This is a genomic window from Pseudomonas sp. NPDC089996, from assembly GCF_044748405.1.
Classification (GTDB): Bacteria; Pseudomonadota; Gammaproteobacteria; order Pseudomonadales; family Pseudomonadaceae; genus Aquipseudomonas.
Window position 1 is genome coordinate 1 of the sequence record NZ_JBIVGA010000007.1, and the last position, 19,900, is coordinate 19,900.

Below are 19,900 nucleotides of genomic sequence, written 5' to 3' on the forward strand. Positions count from 1 at the left end.
TGACCGCATCAAGCTGAGGCTCAATGGCCTGAGCCCTGTCGAGTACAGGACCCAGGCGGCAGCTTAAAACTGTCCAACTTTTGGGGGGCAGTCCAAGGTTCTCTACAGGCCTTGAGGCCTGCGCAGTACCTGTGGAAGCGGGCAAGCCCGCGAAGAGGCCGGCACAGGCCAGCGCTAAGCCAGGGCCTCCACTACCTTGGCATCCAGCCCGTCCTGGCCATGGTCAGCAATCCAGTCCCCCAGCTGCCGGCGCATCGCCGGTGTCCAGAAACTGTTCAGATGCTGCCTCACCCCCTGCACCGCCAGCGCCCGGTCTGGCTCGCTGTCGAAGTAATGGGCGATCTGGTTGGCCATCTTGACCAGGTTCTCGCTGCTCATCGACGCACCTCGGCTTTTTCCGCAGTGCGGCGCTCCTTGAGCAGACGCCGCTGTTCATCACTGAAGTCCTGGTAGCGCTTCTGCCATTCCGACGGGTGGAACACCTTCACCACCTCCACCGCAGTGACCTTGTATTCCGGGCAGTTGGTGGCCCAGTCGGAGTTGTCGGTGGTGATCACGTTGGCACCGGACTCAGGGAAGTGGAAGGTGGTGTATACCACCCCCGGCGCCACGCGCGCACTGACCTTGGCGCGTAGCACGGTCTGCCCTGCGCGGCTGCCGATCCCTACCCAGTCGCCGTCGCGGATGCCACGGCTTTCTGCATCGCTGGGGTGGATCTCCAGCCGGTCGGCATCGTGCCAGGCAGTGTTGCCGGTACGCCGGGTCTGGGCGCCGACGTTGTACTGGCTGAGAATGCGCCCGGTGGTCAGCAGCAGCGGGTAGCGGTTGTTGACCTTCTCGTCGGTGGGCACATAACCGGTCAGCATGAAGCGCCCCTTGCCCCGCACGAACTGGTCGATGTGCATGGTCGGGGTGCCGTCCGGGGCGGCGTCGTTGCACGGCCATTGCAGGCTGCCGTGGCGGTCGATCTCGGCATAGCTGACGCGGTGGAAACTCGGCGTCAGGCGGGCAATCTCGTCCATGATCTCGCCGGGGTGGCGGTAGTTCATCGGGTAGCCCAAAGCATTGGCCAGGGCCACGGTGGCTTCCCAGTCGGCCTTGCCTGCCAGCGGCTCCATGACCTTGCGCACCCGCGAGATGCGCCGCTCGGCGTTGGTGAAGGTGCCGTCCTTCTCGAGGAACGAGCTGCCCGGCAGGAACACGTGGGCGAACTTGGCCGTCTCGTTGAGGAAGATGTCCTGCACCACCACGCACTCCATCGCCCGCAGGGCGGCGGTGACGTGCTGGGTGTTGGGGTCGCTCTGGGCGATATCCTCGCCCTGGCAGTACAGCGCCTTGAAACTGCCATCCAGCGCCGCTTCGAACATGTTGGGGATACGCAGGCCCGGGTCGGGCTGCAGGGTCACGCCCCAGGCCTGCTCGAACTCGGCGCGCACACCTTGGTTGGAGATGTGCCGGTAACCGGGCAGCTCATGGGGGAACGAGCCCATGTCGCAGGAGCCCTGCACGTTGTTCTGCCCGCGCAGCGGGTTCACCCCTACCCCTTCGCGGCCGATGTTGCCGGTGGCCATGGCCAGGTTGGCGATGCCCATCACGGCGGTGCTGCCCTGGCTGTGCTCGGTCACGCCCAGCCCGTAGTAGATCGCCGCGTTGCCGCCAGTGGCATACAGCCGGGCGGCGGCGCGAATCTGCTCGGCAGGCACGCCACAGACAGGCCCGAGGGCTTCCGGGGCGTTTTCCGGCAGGCTGACGAAGTCGCGCCAGCGGGCGAAATCCTCGGTCTCGCAGCGGGCGTCGATGAAGCGCTGGGCCAGCAGGCCTTCGCTGACGATCACGTGGGCCAGGGCGTTGAGCATGGCCACGTTGGTGCCAGGGCGCAGTTGCAGGTGCAGGTCGGCACGGGCGTGGGGCGAGTCGACCAGGTCGATGCGCCTTGGGTCGATGACGATCAGCCGTGCGCCCTGGCGCAGGCGGCGCTTGAGCTGCGAGCCGAACACCGGGTGGGCGTCAGTGGGGTTGGCGCCGATCACCAGGACCACGTCGGCCTGCATCACCGAATCGAAACTCTGGGTGCCGGCAGACTCGCCCAGGGTCTGCTTCAGGCCATAGCCGGTCGGTGAGTGGCACACCCGCGCGCAGGTGTCGACGTTGTTGTTACCGAACGCCGTGCGCACCAGTTTCTGCACCAGGTAGGCTTCTTCGTTGGTGCAGCGGCTGGACGTGATGCCACCAATGGAATCGCGCCCGTACTTGAGCTGGATACGGCGCAGCTCGCTGGCGGCGTAGGTCACCGCCTCGTCCCAGCTGACTTCCTGCCAAGGGTCTTCCAGGCGCTTGCGGATCATCGGCTTGGTGATGCGGTCGGGGTGGGTGGCATAGCCCCAGGCGAAACGGCCCTTGACGCAGGCGTGGCCGTGGTTGGCGCCGCCGTTCTTGTCCGGCACCATGCGCACCAGCTGGTCGCCCTTCATCTCGGCGCGGAACGAGCAGCCCACACCGCAGTAGGCACAGGTGGTGATCACCGCGCGCTCGGGCTGGCCAAGCTGAACCAGGCTCTTCTCGGTGAGCGTCGCCGTCGGGCAGGCCTGCACGCAGGCACCGCACGACACGCATTCGGAGGCCAGGAAATTGTCGCCCCCCGCCGCTGCCACCCGCGAGTCGAACCCTCGCCCGGTGATAGTCAGGGCGAAGGTACCTTGGATGTCTTCGCAGGCACGCACGCAGCGGCTGCAGACGATGCACTTGCTCGGCTCGTAGTCGAAGTACGGGTTGGAGGTGTCCTTCTTCTCGGCCAGGTGGTTGGCGCCGTCGTAGCCGTAACGCACCTCGCGCAAACCGACCTGGCCGGCGACGGTCTGCAGCTCGCAGTTGCCATTGGCCGAGCAGGTCAGGCAGTCCAGCGGGTGGTCGGAGATGTACAGTTCCATCACGTTGCGGCGCAGGTCGGCCAGGCGCGGGGTTTGCGTTCGCACCACCATGCCTTCGCTGACCGGCGTGGTGCAGGAGGCCGGGTAGCCACGCATGCCGTCGATTTCCACCATGCACATGCGGCACGAGCCAAAGGCTTCCAGGCTGTCGGTGGCGCATAGTTTGGGGATGCTGGTGCCAAGCATGGCGGCGGCGCGCATCACCGAAGTGCCGGCGGGCACGCTGATGCTGCGGCCGTCGATGTTCAGGCTGATCTGCACGTCGCTTTCACGGGCCGGGGTACCCAGATCAGTCTCGGGGTCGAAGTAGTTGATCACTGCGTGGCCTCCGGGGTGGTCAGCCCAAAATCGGCAGGGAAATACTTGAGGGCGCTGGCCACCGGGTAGGCTGTCATGCCGCCCATGGCGCACAACGAGCCGTACTGCATGGTGTCGCACAGGTCGCGCAGCAGCAGGGCCTGGTCATGCCGTTCGCTGAAGTCGCGGGTGGCGATCAGCCGGTCGACCACCTCCATGCCGCGGGTCGAACCGATCCGGCAGGGGGTGCACTTGCCACAGGATTCCTCGGCACAGAACTGCAAGGCGAAGCGCGCCATGCTGGCCATGTTCAGGGTATCGTCGGCCACCACCACGCCGCCGTGGCCGAGCATCGCGCCCATGGCAGCGAACGCCTCGTAGTCCAGCGGTGTATCGAAGTGGCTGGGCGGCACCCAGGCGCCGAGCGGCCCGCCGACCTGGGCGGCCTTGAGCGGGCGCCCGCTGGCGGTACCGCCGCCGTAGCCTTCCACCAGCTCGCGCAGGGTGAGGCCGAAGGCGCGTTCCACCAGGCCGCCGTGGCGGATGTTGCCGGCCAGCTGAAACGGCATGGTGCCCAGCGAACGGCCCATGCCGAAATCGCGGTAGAACGCCGCGCCCTCGGCCAGGATGGTCGGCACCGAGGCCAGCGTGAGTACGTTGTGCACCAGCGTCGGCAGGCCGAACAGGCCTTCGAGCGCGGGCAGTGGGGGCTTGGCGCGAACGATGCCGCGCTTGCCTTCGATGGACTCGAGCAGCGCGGTTTCCTCGCCGCAGATATAGGCGCCGGCGCCCACCCGCACTTCCAGGTCGAAGGCCTGGCCGCTGCCAGCCACGTCGCCGCCGAGGTAGCCGGCGTCGCGGGCGATGGTGAACGCCTGGTTGAGCACACGGATAGCGTCGGGGTATTCCGAGCGTACGTAGATGTAGCCTTTGTCGGCCCCGACAGCGAGGCCGGCGATGATCATGCCCTCGATCAACAGGAATGGGTCGCCTTCCATCAGCATACGGTCGGCGAAGGTGCCGGAGTCGCCTTCATCGGCGTTGCACACCACATACTTCTGCCCTGCCTTGGCCTCGCGCACGGTGCGCCACTTGATGCCGGCCGGGAACGCCGCCCCGCCCCGGCCGCGCAGGCCGGAATCGAGCACGGTGGCAACCACGGCGGCGCCGTCCAGCGCAACGGCGTTTTCCAGGCCCTTGAAACCGCCGTGAGCGCGGTAGTCGTCCAGCGACAATGGGCGAGTGATGCCGGCGCGAGCGAACAACAGGCGTTGCTGGGTTTTCAGGTAGGGGATGTCTTCGACCGGGCCCAGCGCCAGCGAATGGCCGCCGGGCCCACTGGCCAGGGCATCGAGCAGCGACGGGACGTCTGCCGGGGTGACCGGGCCAAAGCCCTGGCGCCCTTCGGGGCTTTCAAATTCCAGCAGCGGCTCCAACCAATACAGGCCACGCGAGCTGGTGCGTTGAATGTCGATGGCCAGTTGGCGGCGCTCGGCCTCGGCCTTTAGTGCATCGGCGACCTGATCGGCGCCGACTGCACGGGCGACCGAGTCACAGGGAATAAACAACTTCAGCATGTTTGGCCCTCCAGGCAACCGTTCACCAGCGCCCGCAGGCGCTCGGGGGTGAGCCGTGCATGCACCTGGCCATCCAGCTCCAGCGCCGGCGAACAGGCGCAGGCGCCCAGGCAATACACCGGGCGCAGGCTGATGGCCCCGTCGGCGCTGGTGCCGTGGTCATCCAGCGCCAGCTGTTCGCGCAGTTGCGCGGCCAGGGCTTCGCTGCCTCGGCTCTGGCACGACTCGGCACGGCATAGCCGCAGGGTGTGGCGGGCAGGCGGCGAAGTGCGGAAGTCGTGATAGAAGCTGATCACCCCGCGCACCTCGGCGAGGCTGAGGTTCAGGGCATGGGCGATTTCAGGGACGGCAGCTTCGGGGATGAAACCGACAGCTTCCTGGACAGCGTGGAGGATCGGCAATAGCGCGCCGGGGGTGTCCTTCTCACGGATCAGGATGCTCTGGATTACCGGCAGATGAAGCAGTTCATCAGGCATACAGCGGACCTCGGCATCACGGACCCTGCCTGAATGGTTGTGGGGGGCAGGTATCCGGCGTGTTCTGCTGCGGCACACCGGCCACGTCACGGTGGCGTGGGCGCGGGGGCCTCCTTGCCGATGGCCGTGCGTCTGCGCGCACTGGGCTCATGGGCATCCACTAAGCATGGCACTTGTGGCGGCAAACGGTAGTGTGCGAGCGACCAGGCGCATTCTGAAACCGACCTCGGGTCTGTGCCGGTTTTGTCGCTTCTATACCGCTAGCCGGGCCAAATGCTGCAGGGTATGAATCACGTTCTGATTCCTGTGCTCAAGAACATCCGACTGAATCCGAGCGATGACCGACTTGAGCAGTTCGGTCTGATTCATGTGGGTCTGCTGCTGAAGGGCCAGAAAGTCCTCCGCCATGTAAGGGTTTACCTTCATGGACAGACGCCGTGTCGAGCTGGAGGGCGCCAACCCACGCTGCTGCCGATGCTGCTCCAGGCTTTGCATGAACGCGTCATGTGCGGTTTGCAACTGATCACTCTGGTGACTTCGCACCAACAGTTGGAAGTAATGAGCGAGAAACAGCTTGCGCAGATTTGCCCCAGCGTCGCAGCTGACCGCATGCATGGCAGCATCCAGCACATCCAGGTAAACGGCAGGCAAACGTGCCTCGATGGATTTCAGCTGCTGCTTGCGGGCCTCGCGAATGGCCGGGGTGGACTGCGGGGGTATGGCCACGACGGTATCGCACTGGCTGCATATGCCCACGAGAATATCCTTGGCAACACCCTGGCCATCACTGAACGGAACGTCCCGGCGGCTGTAGTGCGTTGGCACCACCGCCTGGCAGTGCTCACAGAGCGCCTTGCCGGCATCCCCTTCGAACAGAATCTTCATGATCGGATTACTCACTACTGGTGAACACTGATGAACCAGGTGTCTGGCTCCATACCACGCGACACGTGCAGATAACTGCCTGACTCAAGGGCAGCAATGACTGCCCGCCTGGTGTTCTTGAAGCCAATTTCCATAGCTCGTCCCTAGCAATACGAAAATCATCGTACAAAACCCGGATCATTGCCATGCTCACGCCATCCGAGGTGACCAACGGCACTTGGCCAAGCAGTGAAAAAAATCCGGAATGCCGGATGAACGATGGGCGCTTTGGGCGAGCGACGGCGCTCAGCAATGTAACCGCCGCTTTCACGGCTTTGCGTAATGTGTCGAATGCCACGCATTGCTTCACTTGGTCTTGAGCATTCCGAGGTGCGCATCATCCATCAGTGCCTTGGCCATCTCGCACAGGTAGTGCGAGGCCCAGACCAGCACGGGTTCGTCGTCCATCACGCCGATGAAGGAGGCGCGGCGCGAGCAGTCCATCAATACCGAGGCTTGCGCCATGGCGTGGTCGCAGCAGTTGCCGGGCTCTACGCGGAACAGGCGCTTGCCTTTGGCCAGGCCTTCCAGGCAGGTGGCTGAGCCGACAGTGATGCCAAGCCTGCCGGTTACTTCGGGGTATTCCTTTTCCATTTGCAATCCTCTTGCCTGCGCCACTATCCAACCATGCACGGTCCATTGTGGGAGCGGCCTTGCATCGCGAAAGGGCTGCGCAGCAGCCCCCGCGATAGTTGCGACACTGCCGGAATCCGGGGGCCGCTTTGCGGCCCTTTCGCGACGCAAGGCCGCTCCCACAAAAGCCGTGTATGGCTTGATAGCAGCGATTTACCTGTAGATATCGGAAGTCGGATCAGTGCAGGGTGTGCGCCTGCCGAGGGCTCTTCAACTGTACCTGCGCAATCGCCGACTCCAGCAGCGCGCGCACCGCCTCCATCTCATGCATCATCGACAGAGTCATTACGGTGGCGGATGACTTGGGCAGCGTGGTGACGGCCTGCTGGGCCACGGCAAGGCCGCAGAGCAGGTGTTCGGTGGCCTCTATCAGGGTGTCTTCGAGGTAGTAGGATGCGTCGGGGACGAAGGGTGGGTCAGGTACTATTTTGAGCATGGCGAAAATCTCTAGTTGAACTGAAAAAATCGCCACCTGCTCACTTGCAGATGATTGGGTGGCGGCTACGTACAGGCCTGCAAGACCAGGTCAACTAGAAACCCCGGCTGATCCGAAGATCACCCGTACGTAGCCACCATAAAACGCAGCCGGGTGCGAAACACGATCAGCTGATGGTGGTATTCCTAGTGAACCCACAGGCTTGCAGACCTGGCCATTGAATTTGCAACCGCACCGCCAGCCTAGGGAGCTAAGTTTCCCACCGCAATGCCCCAAAGACTGATTCAGACGCGTCCTACAAGCTAGAGGAAAAAACTGTTTCATCTTTTGTAGGAACCACTGATTTCCACCCTCGCCGTAAAGATTTGTTAAGACTTTTTGCATAATTCGTTAACAAATTTTTCACGATCCGCCCTCTAGCGTCTCAGCCTCTCCGGCAGCCCCCTCTTTCCAGCTGCCGCCATGGTTCAACGAGGCACACGTGGCAAACACCGCACCCCCATTCGCGCCCAAGCGCGTGGACTGGGCCGGCCTGGGCTGGCTCCTGCTGTTCTTCTGGTACTTCTCCGGCGTCACCCAGGCGCTTCTGCTGTTCAGTGGCACCACCGGTTTCGCCGGCTTCCGCGATGCCCTGTTCCTCAGCACCCTGTGGCTCGTCCCAGTCCTGCTGCTACCACGCCTGACCCGCACCCTCGCCGCCGTCATCGGCGTGGTGTTGTGGGCTGCCTCCCTGGTGGGTTTGAGCTACTTCGGCATTTACCACCAGGAATTCTCGCAAAGCGTCATCTTCGTGATGTTCGAGTCGAACACCGCCGAAGCGGGCGAATACTTCAGCCAGTACTTCAGCATCGGCCTGATGCTCGGCCTGCTGGCCTATACCGCTGTTGCCGTGCTGCTGTGGACGCGCATCCGCCCGGTCACCCTCAGCCTGCGCAGTCGTATTCCGGTGGTGGTGCTGTTGCTGGTCGCCAACCTGGTGTTGCCGTTCTACAAGCAGATGGTCACCCAGGAACGCAATTTCGCCGATGCGGCAGAGAAAGTGCAGCAACGCATGGAGCCTGCCGTGCCATGGCAGCTGGTGGTCGGCTACCGCCAGTACCTGCAGCAACTGAACAACATGCAGCACCTGCTGGCCCAGAACGCCGCCCTGCCGCCCCTGCAGAACCTCCAGGACAGCAGCGGCGAAGCCCCGCGCACGCTGGTGCTGGTGCTCGGTGAATCGACCACCCGCGAACACATGCACCTGTATGGCTACAACCGCGACACCACCCCCAACCTGGATGCACTGGCCGCCGCCGACAAGAGTCTGACCGTGTTCCAGAACGTGGTCACCCCGCGCCCCTACACCATCGAAGTGATGCAGCAGATCCTCACCTTCGGCGACGAAGAGCACCCGGATCGCTTCCTCACCGACCCCTCGCTGATCAACCTGATGAAACAGGCAGGCTACAAGACCTTCTGGATCACCAATCAGCAGACGATGACCAAGCGCAACACCATGCTCACCACCTTCTCGCAGCAGACGGACGTGCCGGTGTACCTGAACAACCAGCGCAACCAGAACGCCAGCCAGTACGACGAAGTGGTGCTGCCGCCGTTTGAAAAAGCCTTGAAGGACCCGGCGCCGAAGAAGTTCATCATCGTCCACCTGCTGGGCACGCACATGGACTACCGCTACCGATACCCGGATGCCTACCAGCACTTCACCGACCGCAAAGGCGCGCCCGCTGCGCTGACTGAAGACCAGGTGCAAACCTACAACTTCTACGACAACGCGGTGCGCTACAACGACTTCGTGGTGTCGAGCCTGATCAGGCAGTATTCGGCAACCACCCCCAACGGTTTCCTGGTTTACCTGTCCGACCATGGCGAAGACGTGTACAGCTCCGGCAACCACGACCGCCTGGGCCGCAACGAAGGCGCGCCAACCCGGCCGATGTACACCGTGCCGTTCCTGCTGTGGACTTCACCGAGCTGGCAGGCCGAGCATCCGCGCGACCTGCAGGCGATGGCGAATCGCGCCTACAGCAGCTCGCACCTGATTCATACGTTGTCGGACCTGGCAGGGTTGAGTTATGACAAGTACGAGCCGGCCAAGAGCCTGGTGAACGCGCAGTTCGCTGCGTCACCTCGGTGGATTGGCGACCCGTATCGCAAGGATGGCTTGCATGAGTTTGACCTGTTGCCGCAGGGCAAGGCAGACCGAGTACAAGAGACGGCGGAAATCAGCAAGGTGCAGCCTGCCAAGCCTTGAGTAGCACTCTGCGCAATTGAGGCTGAACGTGAAGCCCTCTGGACTGAACTTCTGCCTCATCACCTGCCTCGACTATAGTGATCCTGAGCGCCACGTTTATCGTTTTTACAAATTCGTGGCGCGCCAGCAATTGACTCTTGTGCCCTGCGGTCGATAATCGCCTTCCGAATTCAGCGGATCTGCTGGGCAAACTGGAGGTACTCATGTCAATCAAAGCGGCAGCACCGGCACTTATCGTTGCCGCTCTCGCCTTGGTCGGTGATTACTCCACATTGTCACGCCAGGGCGGTTTCGCTCAGGTTCGCGAAGCCAGCGCCGCCCCGTCGGGCCTCTCGGACCTCAGTGGCGTGATTGGCCTGATCACGCAGGGCTGGCTTGAGCTGGACTCGATCTATGCCAAAAACGTGGTCACGCTTGTCAGTGCGGATGCGTTCGACAACGCCAAGTACGTGAAAAACATCGAACTGCTCAAGGCCGTGAGGCAGCTGGAGAGTGACCTTAAGGGTGCCAGCGTGCCGACAGCGCTTCAAAACGAGCACTTGGGCCTGCGCAGAGCGGTAGCCAGGGTGCGGACCCGAATGGTCGCTATCGACAGTTTCTACCAGCAGTTTCTGGTCAAGCCCGCCGAGTTCCAGAGTGAGCTCAGTGGTGAGGCCCTTCGGGACCTGGCTGACCATACTTCAGACAAAGTTCGCCATCTGGGCTGAGCCAACGGATGTCAATCGAGGTTGCCTTCCATCCTGGCACGTATGAAGCTTTTTTCGCGCCTCTCGATGCAAAGTATCCTGACCTCTCCGGTCGATTGAAAAGCGAGTTCGAGCGCTACATAGAGTCCGAACGACATTCCATTCCTTCAATATTCGGGCGAGATGTGCCCTACACGCAGCCGCCTCTGGCGCTACAGGCCTGCATGATGCACATCCATATTAGAATTCCGCCCGCTGTCTTTCCCAAGAATGTACCGCAGCGGGACAGGGTCTGCAAAAACGGTAAACCTGGAGAGGATGCCGCTTTGATCTATGTACCCGGTGAGTTATACGAGGATCGCTACCTGCTGCTCGCCTTTTTGTGGCCAGACGCTCACGCCAAGGCCCGCGATGTTTCAGCTATGCGGCATCTGGCGCGCCTGGCCAAGGAGTGGCGGGACCTGAATTAGCAACCGAAAACTGGCGCCCGCCAACCATCACTGCCTCGGACGCGAGACACGTCAAATTGGTAGACTATGGCAATTTCCTATCCTCTTCTGCTCAGCCACGCCGAGCCTGGTACCCAACACGTGTCTCAGATGCCCCAAGTACTCGCCGGAACACCGGCAGCCCAACGTCCTGATCCAACGCGGCGGTTTTCTGTTGCACCGATGATGGACTGGACTGACCGCCACTGCCGGTTCTTCCTGCGCCTGCTCTCCAAGCACACCCTGCTCTACACCGAAATGGTCACCACCGGCGCCCTCCTCCACAACGACGCCCACCGTTTCCTGCGCCACGACGTCTCCGAACACCCGTTGGCCCTGCAGCTGGGCGGCAGCGTGCCGGCCGACCTGGCCGCCTGCGCCAGGCTGGCCGAGGAAGCCGGCTACGACGAGGTCAACCTCAACGTAGGCTGCCCGAGCGACCGGGTGCAGAACAACATGATCGGCGCTTGCCTGATGGCCCACCCGGCGCTGGTGGGCGATTGCGTCAAGGCCATGCAGGATGCGGTGTCCACGCCGGTGACGGTGAAGCACCGCATCGGTATCAACGGCCGCGACAGTTATGCCGAACTGTGCGATTTCGTCGGCCAGGTGCGTGAGGCCGGTTGCCGGAGCTTTACCGTGCATGCGCGGATCGCGATTCTCGAGGGGCTGTCGCCGAAGGAAAACCGCGAGATCCCGCCGCTGCGCTACGACGTGGCCGCGCAGTTGAAGGCCGACTTCCCGGACCTGGAAATCGTGCTCAATGGCGGGATCAAGACACTGGCGGAGTGCCAGGCGCATCTTGAGACCTTCGATGGCGTGATGCTGGGGCGTGAGGCATATCACAATCCCTACCTGCTGGCGGAGGTGGATCAGCAGCTGTTTGCCAGCGAAGCGCCGGTGGTCAGCCGCAGCGAGGCGCTGGAGCAACTGCGGCCTTATATCGTGGCGCATATGGAGAGTGGCGGCGCGATGCATCACATCACCCGGCATATTCTGGGGCTTGGCCAAGGGTTCCCGGGGGCGCGGCGGTTCCGGCAGTTGTTGTCGGCGGATATTCACAAGGCGGCGGAACCGTTGGTGGTGTTCGATCAGGCGGCGGAGTTGATGCAGGGGCGGTAACCCTCATACTCGCTCCTACAGGGGGCGCGCTACATCTGGAATGGCTTGGGGAACCTCGCGCCCACTGGCGACTCGAATCCTCACCTTCGGCAATTGTCCCCCGCCCCACAGGCCTCTTGAGCGCCCGTCTGGCGTCGGGTAATGTCGAGTAAATGCACAGGACAGAGCACGCCCATGACCTCCAAGCTGGAACAACTCAAGCAGTTCACCACCGTGGTCGCCGACACCGGGGACCTGGATGCCATCACCCGCCTCAAACCGGTCGATGCCACCACCAACCCGTCGCTGCTGCTCAAGGCCGCCGCCATGCCGGGCTATGCCGAGCTGCTCAAGCAGGTCAAGGCCGATGCCAAGGGCAATGTCGACCTGGCCTGCGACAAGTTTGCCGTGGCCGTGGGCTCGGGCATTCTCAAGGTCATCCCGGGGCGTATCTCCACCGAGGTGGACGCTCGCCTGTCGTTCGATGAGCCAGCGCTGCTGACCAAGGCGCGCCAGCTGATCGACCTGTACGAAGCGGCAGGTGTGTCGAAAGACCGCGTGCTGATCAAGCTGGCCTCCACCTGGGAAGGCATCCGCGCCGCCGAGAAGCTGGAAAAGGAAGGCATCCAGACCAACCTGACGCTGCTGTTCTCCTTCGCCCAGGCCCAGGCCTGCGCCGACGCCGGGGTGTTCCTGATTTCGCCGTTCGTGGGCCGTATCTACGACTGGTACAAGAAGAGCACCGGCCAGGACTACGTCGGTGCTGAAGACCCGGGGGTACAGTCGGTCACGCGCATCTACAACTACTACAAGGCCAATGGCTACGACACCGTGGTCATGGGCGCCAGCTTCCGCAATATCGGCCAGATCGAACAACTGGCCGGCTGCGATCGCCTGACCATCAGCCCGGACCTGCTGGACAAGCTGGGCAGCGACCAGGGCGAGTTGCCGCGTATCCTGAAGCCGGGCAATGCCGGTGAGGCCAAGCAGGTGCTGAACGAAAGCCAGTTCCGCTGGGCCATGAACGAAGATGCAATGGGTACCGAGAAGCTGGCCGAAGGCATTCGCCAGTTTGCCCGGGATCAGGAAAAACTGGAGACAGTGATGGCTGAAAAAGCCTGATACATCTACGGTTTGCCAAGCGGGCGGGGAATCTTCAGCATTTCCCGCCCGATTTGTTTCTGCGGGCTGTAAAAGCGTTCTGAACTCAAAGGCAAAATGACTTCATCTCCATTGCCCCTCGTGCTCGCCGGCCCGGTACTGCGCCGCCTCGAGCCGCAAAGGCTGGCCATCTGGCTGGTCGGCAGCCAGGCCCTGCAACCGCAATTCATCTTCGACGGCACCGCCAGGGTTGATTGCCAGATCATTGCAATCGGCCGGCATGCCTTCGTTCACCTGCTGGACATCTACTTCGCCGAGCCCCTGCCACGCAACGTAGCCATCGAGTACGACCTGCTGATCGACGGCCAGGGCATCGCTGGCTGGGCCCCGCACCTGCTTTACCCAGGCAGCCTGCGCCCCAGCCTGGTGTTGCGCGACCGCCTCGATCAGTTGCTGCATGGCTCGTGCCGCAAACCGCATCACCCAGCCGCCGATGGCCTGCTCTGCGCCGACCGCCTGCTGCAGGCCTGCGAAAAGCCGGAAGACCGCCCTGCCGTGCTGCTGATGACTGGCGATCAGGTTTACGCCGATGACGTTGCTGGCCCGATGCTGTGCGCCATTCATTCGCTGATCGAGCGCCTGGGCCTGTTCGACGAGGCGCTGGACGGCGCAGTGGTCGCTGACAGCCAGGCGCTCTACCGCCACCCGGCCAGCTACTATCACCGCGCAGACCTGTTGCCGGCCCAGGAACGCAATGAAACCCTGCGCGAGCGCTTCTTCGGCGGCAAGCGCAAACCGATCTTCTCTTCCAGCAATGCCGACAACCACCTGGTGACCTTCGCCGAAGTCATGGCCATGTACCTGCTGGTGTGGTCGCCGCAGCCTTGGCTCCTGGCAGACCTGAGCATGCCTGCCGGGCTGCCGCCTGAGCACCAGCAGCGCTACCGCGATGAGCTGCCGCTGATCGAGGCTTTCGCCGCCAACCTGGGCCACGTGGGGCGGGTCATGGCTCATCTGCCCTGCCTGATGATCTTCGACGACCACGACATCACCGACGACTGGAACCTCTCGGCGCAGTGGGAGGAAACTGCCTATGGCCACCCGTTCTCGCGGCGGATCATTGGCAATGCGCTGCTCGGCTACCTGTTGTGCCAGGCGTGGGGCAATGACCCGGATGCCTGCAACGGGCTGGTCGGGCAATGCCTGGCACTGACCCGGCAGCAGGACGAGCTGATTGGCGAACTGCTGCGCTTCCAGGGCTGGCAGTACAGCCTGCCCAGCGAGCCACCACTGCTGGTGCTGGACACCCGCACACGCCGCTGGCGCAGTGAAAGCGACCTGGGCAAGCCGTCCGGCCTGCTCGACTGGGAAGCGCTGAGCGAGCTGCAGCAGGCGCTGCTGGATCACCCGTCGGCAATCATCGTGTCACCAGCACCGATCTTTGGCGTGAAACTGATCGAGACCGTGCAGAAGGTGTTTAGCTGGCTGGGCTACCCGTTGCTTGTGGATGCCGAGAACTGGATGGCCCACCGCGGCGCGGCACAGGTGATCCTGAACATCTTCCGCCATTCGCGTACACCGGGGCATTACGTGATCCTGTCGGGTGATGTGCATTACTCGTTCGTCTACGAGGTGTTGATCCGCCATCGCCAGCGCAGCCCGCATCTGTGGCAGGTGACCAGCAGCGGGATCAAGAACGAGTTCCCGCGGCGCCTGCTGGACGTGCTGGATCGGCTCAACCGCTGGCTGTACTCGCCACGTTCACCGCTGAACTGGTTCACCAAGCGCCGCCAGATGGAGGTGGTGCCACGCACGCCCAGCCGCAGCAAGGCCGGGGAGCGGTTGTGGAATGGCGCGGGGTTGGGGCAGGTGTTCTTCGATGATCAGGGGCGGCCAGCGCGAGTCTTGCAGCTGAGTGCTGACGGTAGCGAAGCGACCGAGTTTGCGCGGCCTGATGGCGTTGTGGAGGCCAGCACAGGCTGAAAGTCAGCTGCGCTCCAGCGCATTCACCAGATCATGGAAAGCTTCGCGATTGGAGTCATTGAGCCCCATGAGAATCTTGTGCGCCTCCAGCACCTTGGAACGCACCACATCCTCGTTCTGATCCTGCGACGGCAGGTCGGTCAGGCACTCAGGGCGCGGCACCGGGCGGTCGACGATGTTGAACACCTGGTCGAAGCCCATGGATTGCAGCAAGCGCGAAATGTCCGGGTTGGTGGTGACCACAGTCGGCAACAGGCCCACCTTCTGCCGCGACAGGATCGACAGCTTGGCCAGCAGGCCCAGTGTGGTGCTGTCGATGCTTTCGGTTTCGGTCAGGTCGATGACGATGGCCGAGAAGTTCAGCGCGGTGAAAATCTTCTCGATCGTCGCATCCAGCGCCGAACACAGGGTCAAGCGCACTTCACCGACGAATTTCAGTACAAAGGTACCGCTCTGCTCGGCGAACTGGATTCTACCGGTACTCATTGAAGGTTCCTGCTCAACACCAATAGGGCGATATCATCCGGCATCTCCCCAAGCGTAGCCAATCCGAAACGTTGGCGCAGCCCATCCAGGCTACCACCCGCCGTCTTGACGATATCCGGCAAGGCAGCTTCTTTATCTTTGAGCGTGTTGCCAGGCAAAAGGTCCAGAATGCCATCGGACATCAGGCTCAGACTGAACTGCGGCGGCAGTTCGATCACCAAATCCTGGTACGTCGCTTCGTCGAACAACCCGACTGGCAGGCCTCGGCCCTCAAGGTAGCGCGCCTCGCCCGGGGTATACAGTACCGGCAGTGGCAGGTGGCCGCCTACGGCGTAGGTCAGCAGGCCGGATTCTTCGTCGATCACGCCACCGACCATGGTCACGTGCTTGCCCAGCTTGCAATTGATCAGGCCGCGGTTGATATGGCTGAGCACTTGCGAAGGCTTGAATTCGCGCAACTTGCTGCTGCGCTTGATTTCGAACAGCAGCCGCGTGGTCATGAACTTCAGCAACACCGTGACGAATGCCGACGACGCACCATGCCCAGAGACATCGGCCAGGTAGAAGGCAATGCGCCGCTCATCCACGCGGAAGTAGTCGACGAAGTCGCCCGACAGGTACAGCGACGGGATGATCTGATGCTCAAACGTGAATTCACCGAGCTTCCAGGGGCTTTCCGGCAGCATGTTCATCTGCACCTGACGACCGGCAGTCTGGTCCTCCTGCAACAGATGCAGGCTGGCCTCCAGCTCGCGGTTTGCCGCCTCCAGCTTGTCGCGGTAGCGTTGGTTTTCCAGCACCAGGCGCGAACGGTCAAGCGCCCGGCGCACCGAGTGTTCGAGCACGGCCAGGTCTTCCAGCGGCTTGATCAGGTAGTCAGCGGCACCCAGGCGCAAGGCCTCGACCGCGTCGCTCATCACGCCGGCACCGGACACCACGATCACCGGCAACTGCGGCGCGCGCTCGCTGATCTGGCGGATCAGTTCGAGGCCGCCCATCTGCGGCATGCGCAGATCGCAGATCACGAGGTCGGGCTGGTGTTCTTCAAAGACCTGGAGCCCCTGCTGGCCATTACCGGCCTGGAGGACGCTGAAGCCACTGTCTTCCAGATAGGCGGCGAGGCTCGCACGGACCACGTCGTCATCATCGATGATCAGCAGCGTTGCACTGATTTTCTGCATGTGGGCGAACGGCGCCGATTTGGGTTGGTGCAGGGGCGTCTGCAAGGCTGACATCCAACTGCTGGAATACTCTGTGGTAACGCTCTACTTGAGTTGTAGGCCAAGAACTCGGGCCAGGCAACCAGCAGAGGTAACTCGTAAGGCGCAGACGGTACTCCCATCCGCCAGGCGTTTCAAGCATACGTCGGTCGAGTTCGCTGCTCTTTACAGGGCAAATCACCGAGCGTTATAAGAAAGCCAACCAGTACAACCTATTGGGAAGGATGCAGCATGCCTCATACGCCCTCCGAACACAGCGAGAAACGCGATTTCATCCGCATGCGCATCGACACCGAGGTCAGCCTGCTGCATGAGGGGCAGGTGATTGCTGCGGTGTGCCTGGACCTATCCAGCGGTGGCATGCAGGTACAGGCGCCGCAGCAATTCAAGGTCGGTGACCACCTTGAGGTGCGCATCGATTCCGATCATCCGGCACTCAAGGGGCTGCATGCCAGCACCGAAGTGGTGTGGATCGCCGATCAACCCGGTGGCCAGCAGAAGCTCGGCCTGCGCATTCTGGCCATGCATTGAGTTGTAACAAAAACGGCGACCCGAGGGTCGCCGTTTTCATGCCTGCAAGGATCAGAAGTCGTCTTCGACTTCACCATCCTTGACCTTGAACTCGCGGTTCTGCAGGTAGGCATTGCGCAGGAAGATGTACTTGTCACCCTGGATCAGCTTTTCGGCCGAGAGCAGGCTGGCGCGGGTATCGACCACGTCGAGGGCGAAGATCGAGTTGCGCGTCGGCACGTGGTCGATGTAACGGTAGGGTTTGGTGTAGGTGTCCGGGTACTTCGCCAGGCCGTCACGCACGGTGCTCGGGCCCAGCAGCGGAATGACCACATACGGGCCGCTTGGCACGCCCCAGTAACCGAGCGTCTGGCCAAAATCTTCGTCGTTGCGCTGCAGGCCCATCTTGGTGCCTACATCGAAGAAGCCACCGAGGCCGAACGTGGTATTGACGATCAGCCGCGCGGTGTCCACGCCTGCTGCATGGGGCTTGAATTGCAGCAGGTCGTTGGCCAGGTTGGTGACATCACCGAGGTTGCGGAAGATGTTGTGAATGCCATCCTCCAGGAACTGCGGCGTGACCGCCTGGTAACCCTTGGCCAATGGCTTGAGGGCGTATGTGTCGATCGCATCGTTGAAACGGAAGATCGGTCGGTTGACAGTCTCCCAAGGGTCTTCCTCGGTGGCAGCCTGGGTGGCTGCCACTGGCGCCAGCAGCAAGCTGGCGCAGACAAAGGCGTGGGTGACTCGCTCGATCACACCGGCACCGATCCTACGCATAGATGTTTCTCCATCGAAATTCTCGGCCGCAAGCGCACCGGGTGCGCTGCTGTACGGCGCCAGTATAGAGGCTTGCACGCTGATAAACAGCTTTACACATTTTTGCTCAATAATTTGTGAACATCTGTTGCCCGTCACAGCACGGTAACAATCGTCCAATAGCCTGCGGACTATTTCAGGGACGTTACCATGCTCGCTGCACCCGCCATTACCGCTGTGTTGTTCGGCCTGCGCGGTTGCCTGGTCCAGGCCGCCAACGGCACCCCCCTGCCCGCCCCGGGCGCCCTCGATACGCTGGCCGGCCTGCGCCACGCGCAGGTGCCGTGCATCTGGCTGGACGACCTGAGCAGCCTGCAGAGCCGGCGCCTGGCAAGCGTCCTGCCAGACTGGTTGCCGGGTCATTCGGCCAATGGCGTGCGTTGGCCGGCACCGAACGCCTGCTGGCAAGCCCTGATGAGCCTGGACAGCGAACGCCTGGAGGGTTGCGTGCTGGTCAGCGGCGAGCCAAAGCTCCTGCAATCGGGCCTCAACGCCGGCTTGTGGACGGTGGGCCTGGCGGCCTGCAGCCCCTCGTGCGACCTTGCCTCCGCGCAATGGCAGGCCATGAGCCAGCAAGAGCAGGATCTAGCCCGCGGCAAGGCCACGCTGGCCTTGTTCAGCCTGGGCGTGCATTCGGTGATCGACCACCTCGAAGAGCTGGACACCTGCCTGGCCGACATCGCCCTGCGCTGCAGCAAGGGCGAAAAACCCTGATACAGCCCCATTGATGCGGATCATGCAAAGCACCAGCGAGTGGATTACGCTAGAAGACAGGCGAGAACCTTTGCCGCTTCGCTGAGGTCAATGCCTTGCCAAGCCATTGATGGAGAACAGCCAATGCCTGCCCGCGAATTGCAAGAGCGCTTGAACCGCCTGCGCGAGCAACTGGACCGCAACGTACCGCTTTCGGATGAAGAACTGGCCGCCCTGCACGAAGAGGCCAGGCAGATCGAAGCGCAGTTGAAGCTCGAGACAGCCACGCAGGACAACAATCTGGTCGACGGGGTGAACCTGGCGATCGAACGCTTCGAGGCCGACCACCCAGACCTTACCGCTACCCTGCGCAGCATTGCCAACTCGCTGCACAGCATGGGGATCTGAAACAACCGTGGCCGCTTTAGCGGCCACAATCATTACTGCCGAACCAGTCGCAGGTTCGCTGGGCTGATCGCCCCGGTGCTGCGGTACGGGTTGATATCCAGCCCGCCGCGGCGCACATACCGCGCATACACCGTCAGGTGCTCGGGCTGCAGCAGGTGCTTCAAATCCAGGTAGATCCGCTCCACGCACTGCTCATGGAAGTCGGCATGCTGGCGGAAGCTGATCAGGTAGGTCAGCAGGCTGGCATGGTCCAGTGCCCTGCCCTTGTACTCGACCACCACGCTGCCCCAGTCCGGCTGGCCGGTTACCGGGCAGTTGGATTTGAGCAGATGGCTGTGCACGGCCTCTTCGACAATGCGCTGCGGGTTGCAGCTCAGCAGCTCAGGTTGCGGCTGCTCGTAGTTGTCGATCGCCACATCCAGCGCATCGATGCACTGCCCGGGCAAGGCAACCACGCCCTGCGCCTCCACTTCAGCCAACGTACGCACCTGCACGGCCACCGGCTTGCCGGCGGCGGCCGACAAATCTTTGACCAGGCACGCCTGCAGCTCGCTGATCGAGGCGAACACGGTCTGGTTCAGCGAGTTGAGGTAGAGCTTGAACGACTTCGATTCGATGATGTTCGGCGAATCGGCGGGAATGGCGAACTCACCGATGGCCACCACAGGCTTGCCCGAGGGCAGAAGCCACGACAGCTCGAAGCAGTTCCAGTAGTCCACGCCCTGCCATGGCAGGGTCTGGGCAGTCACGCCCAGTTCAGCCCATTTGGCCGTGCGCGGGATCGGGAACAGCAACGAGGGTGTGTAGGTGGCGATGTATTCGCTGGATTTGCCCAGCGGGGAGTGTTCGGCAGCGGGATGCATGGAAACTGACCTGAAGGT

Annotated in this window: 20 protein-coding genes; 9 read left to right on the forward strand and 11 right to left on the reverse strand. The window is 62.5% G+C overall.

All coding sequences use genetic code 11. The annotated features are described in order from the left end of the window. Positions 1 to 174: 174 nt before the first annotated feature. The 7 genes from ACIPW4_RS13700 to ACIPW4_RS13730 all read right to left on the reverse strand — a co-directional run bounded on the left by ACIPW4_RS13700 (position 175) and on the right by ACIPW4_RS13730 (position 7,270). A complete protein-coding gene (locus tag ACIPW4_RS13700; RefSeq protein ID WP_400658642.1) occupies positions 175 to 378 on the reverse strand; it encodes a formate dehydrogenase subunit delta in 204 nt (67 codons plus the stop codon). Further along, positions 375 to 3,245 (reverse strand): formate dehydrogenase subunit alpha, encoded by a 2,871-nt coding sequence (fdhF, locus tag ACIPW4_RS13705; RefSeq protein ID WP_400658644.1) that lies wholly within the window; start codon positions 3,243 to 3,245, stop codon positions 375 to 377. Before fdhF ends, ACIPW4_RS13700 begins: the two co-directional genes overlap by 4 nt. After that, on the reverse strand, positions 3,242 to 4,801 hold the full coding sequence (locus ACIPW4_RS13710; protein WP_400658645.1) for a formate dehydrogenase beta subunit: 1,560 nt from the start codon (positions 4,799 to 4,801) through the stop codon (positions 3,242 to 3,244). The genes fdhF and ACIPW4_RS13710 overlap by 4 nt, the downstream gene beginning before the upstream one ends. Further along, positions 4,795 to 5,277, reverse strand: coding sequence for a formate dehydrogenase subunit gamma (locus ACIPW4_RS13715; RefSeq protein WP_400658646.1), 483 nt, complete (start codon positions 5,275 to 5,277; stop codon positions 4,795 to 4,797). The genes ACIPW4_RS13710 and ACIPW4_RS13715 overlap by 7 nt, the downstream gene beginning before the upstream one ends. 252 nt (positions 5,278 to 5,529) lie before the next feature. Further along, a complete protein-coding gene (locus ACIPW4_RS13720; RefSeq protein WP_400658648.1) occupies positions 5,530 to 6,162 on the reverse strand; it encodes a hypothetical protein in 633 nt (210 codons plus the stop codon). Positions 6,163 to 6,507: 345 nt separating this feature from the next. Then, positions 6,508 to 6,795, reverse strand: a complete 288-nt coding sequence (locus ACIPW4_RS13725) for a DUF3077 domain-containing protein (RefSeq protein ID WP_400658649.1) — start codon at positions 6,793 to 6,795, stop codon at positions 6,508 to 6,510. 217 nt (positions 6,796 to 7,012) lie between these two features. Beyond that, positions 7,013 to 7,270, reverse strand: coding sequence for a hypothetical protein (locus tag ACIPW4_RS13730; protein ID WP_400658650.1), 258 nt, complete (start codon positions 7,268 to 7,270; stop codon positions 7,013 to 7,015). Positions 7,271 to 7,751: 481 nt separating this feature from the next. On the opposite strand from ACIPW4_RS13730, the gene ACIPW4_RS13735 reads away from it, so the two are divergent. The 6 genes from ACIPW4_RS13735 (at position 7,752) to ACIPW4_RS13760 (ending at position 14,883) form a co-directional block, all read left to right on the forward strand. Then, positions 7,752 to 9,524, forward strand: a complete 1,773-nt coding sequence (locus tag ACIPW4_RS13735; protein WP_400658651.1) for a phosphoethanolamine transferase CptA — start codon at positions 7,752 to 7,754, stop codon at positions 9,522 to 9,524. A gap of 203 nt (positions 9,525 to 9,727) precedes the next feature. After that, positions 9,728 to 10,231 carry a hypothetical protein gene (locus ACIPW4_RS13740; protein ID WP_400658653.1) on the forward strand — a complete coding sequence of 168 codons (504 nt, stop codon included), beginning with the start codon at positions 9,728 to 9,730 and terminating at the stop codon, positions 10,229 to 10,231. An 8-nt stretch (positions 10,232 to 10,239) separates the two neighbouring features. Beyond that, complete coding sequence (locus ACIPW4_RS13745) at positions 10,240 to 10,680, forward strand: type II toxin-antitoxin system YafO family toxin (protein ID WP_400658655.1); 441 nt, start codon at positions 10,240 to 10,242, stop codon at positions 10,678 to 10,680. 129 nt (positions 10,681 to 10,809) lie between these two features. Beyond that, positions 10,810 to 11,820, forward strand: coding sequence for a tRNA dihydrouridine(20/20a) synthase DusA (gene dusA / locus ACIPW4_RS13750; protein ID WP_400658657.1), 1,011 nt, complete (start codon positions 10,810 to 10,812; stop codon positions 11,818 to 11,820). Positions 11,821 to 11,994: 174 nt separating this feature from the next. Then, positions 11,995 to 12,921 (forward strand): transaldolase, encoded by a 927-nt coding sequence (tal, locus tag ACIPW4_RS13755; protein ID WP_400658658.1) that lies wholly within the window; start codon positions 11,995 to 11,997, stop codon positions 12,919 to 12,921. A 96-nt stretch (positions 12,922 to 13,017) separates the two neighbouring features. After that, positions 13,018 to 14,883 carry an alkaline phosphatase D family protein gene (locus tag ACIPW4_RS13760; RefSeq protein ID WP_400658660.1) on the forward strand — a complete coding sequence of 622 codons (1,866 nt, stop codon included), beginning with the start codon at positions 13,018 to 13,020 and terminating at the stop codon, positions 14,881 to 14,883. A gap of 3 nt (positions 14,884 to 14,886) precedes the next feature. On the opposite strand, the gene rssC is transcribed toward ACIPW4_RS13760, so the two are convergent. Both rssC and rssB read right to left on the reverse strand, forming a co-directional pair. Then, entirely contained in the window at positions 14,887 to 15,369 is a 483-nt protein-coding gene (rssC, locus tag ACIPW4_RS13765; protein ID WP_400658662.1) for an anti-sigma factor antagonist RssC, read from the reverse strand. Next, on the reverse strand, positions 15,366 to 16,550 hold the full coding sequence (gene rssB / locus ACIPW4_RS13770) for a two-component system response regulator RssB (RefSeq protein WP_400659144.1): 1,185 nt from the start codon (positions 16,548 to 16,550) through the stop codon (positions 15,366 to 15,368). Before rssB ends, rssC begins: the two co-directional genes overlap by 4 nt. Before the next feature lie 270 nt (positions 16,551 to 16,820). Between rssB and ACIPW4_RS13775 the strand changes: the two genes are divergently transcribed. After that, positions 16,821 to 17,120: a PilZ domain-containing protein gene (locus ACIPW4_RS13775; protein ID WP_400658663.1), complete on the forward strand. Its 300-nt coding sequence runs from the start codon at positions 16,821 to 16,823 to the stop codon at positions 17,118 to 17,120. 51 nt (positions 17,121 to 17,171) lie between these two features. On the opposite strand, the gene ACIPW4_RS13780 is transcribed toward ACIPW4_RS13775, so the two are convergent. Further along, entirely contained in the window at positions 17,172 to 17,879 is a 708-nt protein-coding gene (locus tag ACIPW4_RS13780; RefSeq protein WP_400658665.1) for a VacJ family lipoprotein, read from the reverse strand. Between the two features lie 189 nt (positions 17,880 to 18,068). On the opposite strand from ACIPW4_RS13780, the gene ACIPW4_RS13785 reads away from it, so the two are divergent. Continuing rightward, entirely contained in the window at positions 18,069 to 18,632 is a 564-nt protein-coding gene (locus ACIPW4_RS13785; RefSeq protein WP_400658666.1) for a phosphonoacetaldehyde phosphonohydrolase-related protein, read from the forward strand. Between the two features lie 123 nt (positions 18,633 to 18,755). After that, positions 18,756 to 19,019, forward strand: a complete 264-nt coding sequence (locus ACIPW4_RS13790) for a DUF4404 family protein (protein ID WP_400658667.1) — start codon at positions 18,756 to 18,758, stop codon at positions 19,017 to 19,019. 32 nt (positions 19,020 to 19,051) lie between these two features. Here ACIPW4_RS13790 and queF read toward each other — a convergent pair whose 3' ends face one another. After that, positions 19,052 to 19,882, reverse strand: coding sequence for an NADPH-dependent 7-cyano-7-deazaguanine reductase QueF (gene queF / locus ACIPW4_RS13795; protein WP_400658669.1), 831 nt, complete (start codon positions 19,880 to 19,882; stop codon positions 19,052 to 19,054). Positions 19,883 to 19,900 lie beyond the last annotated feature (18 nt).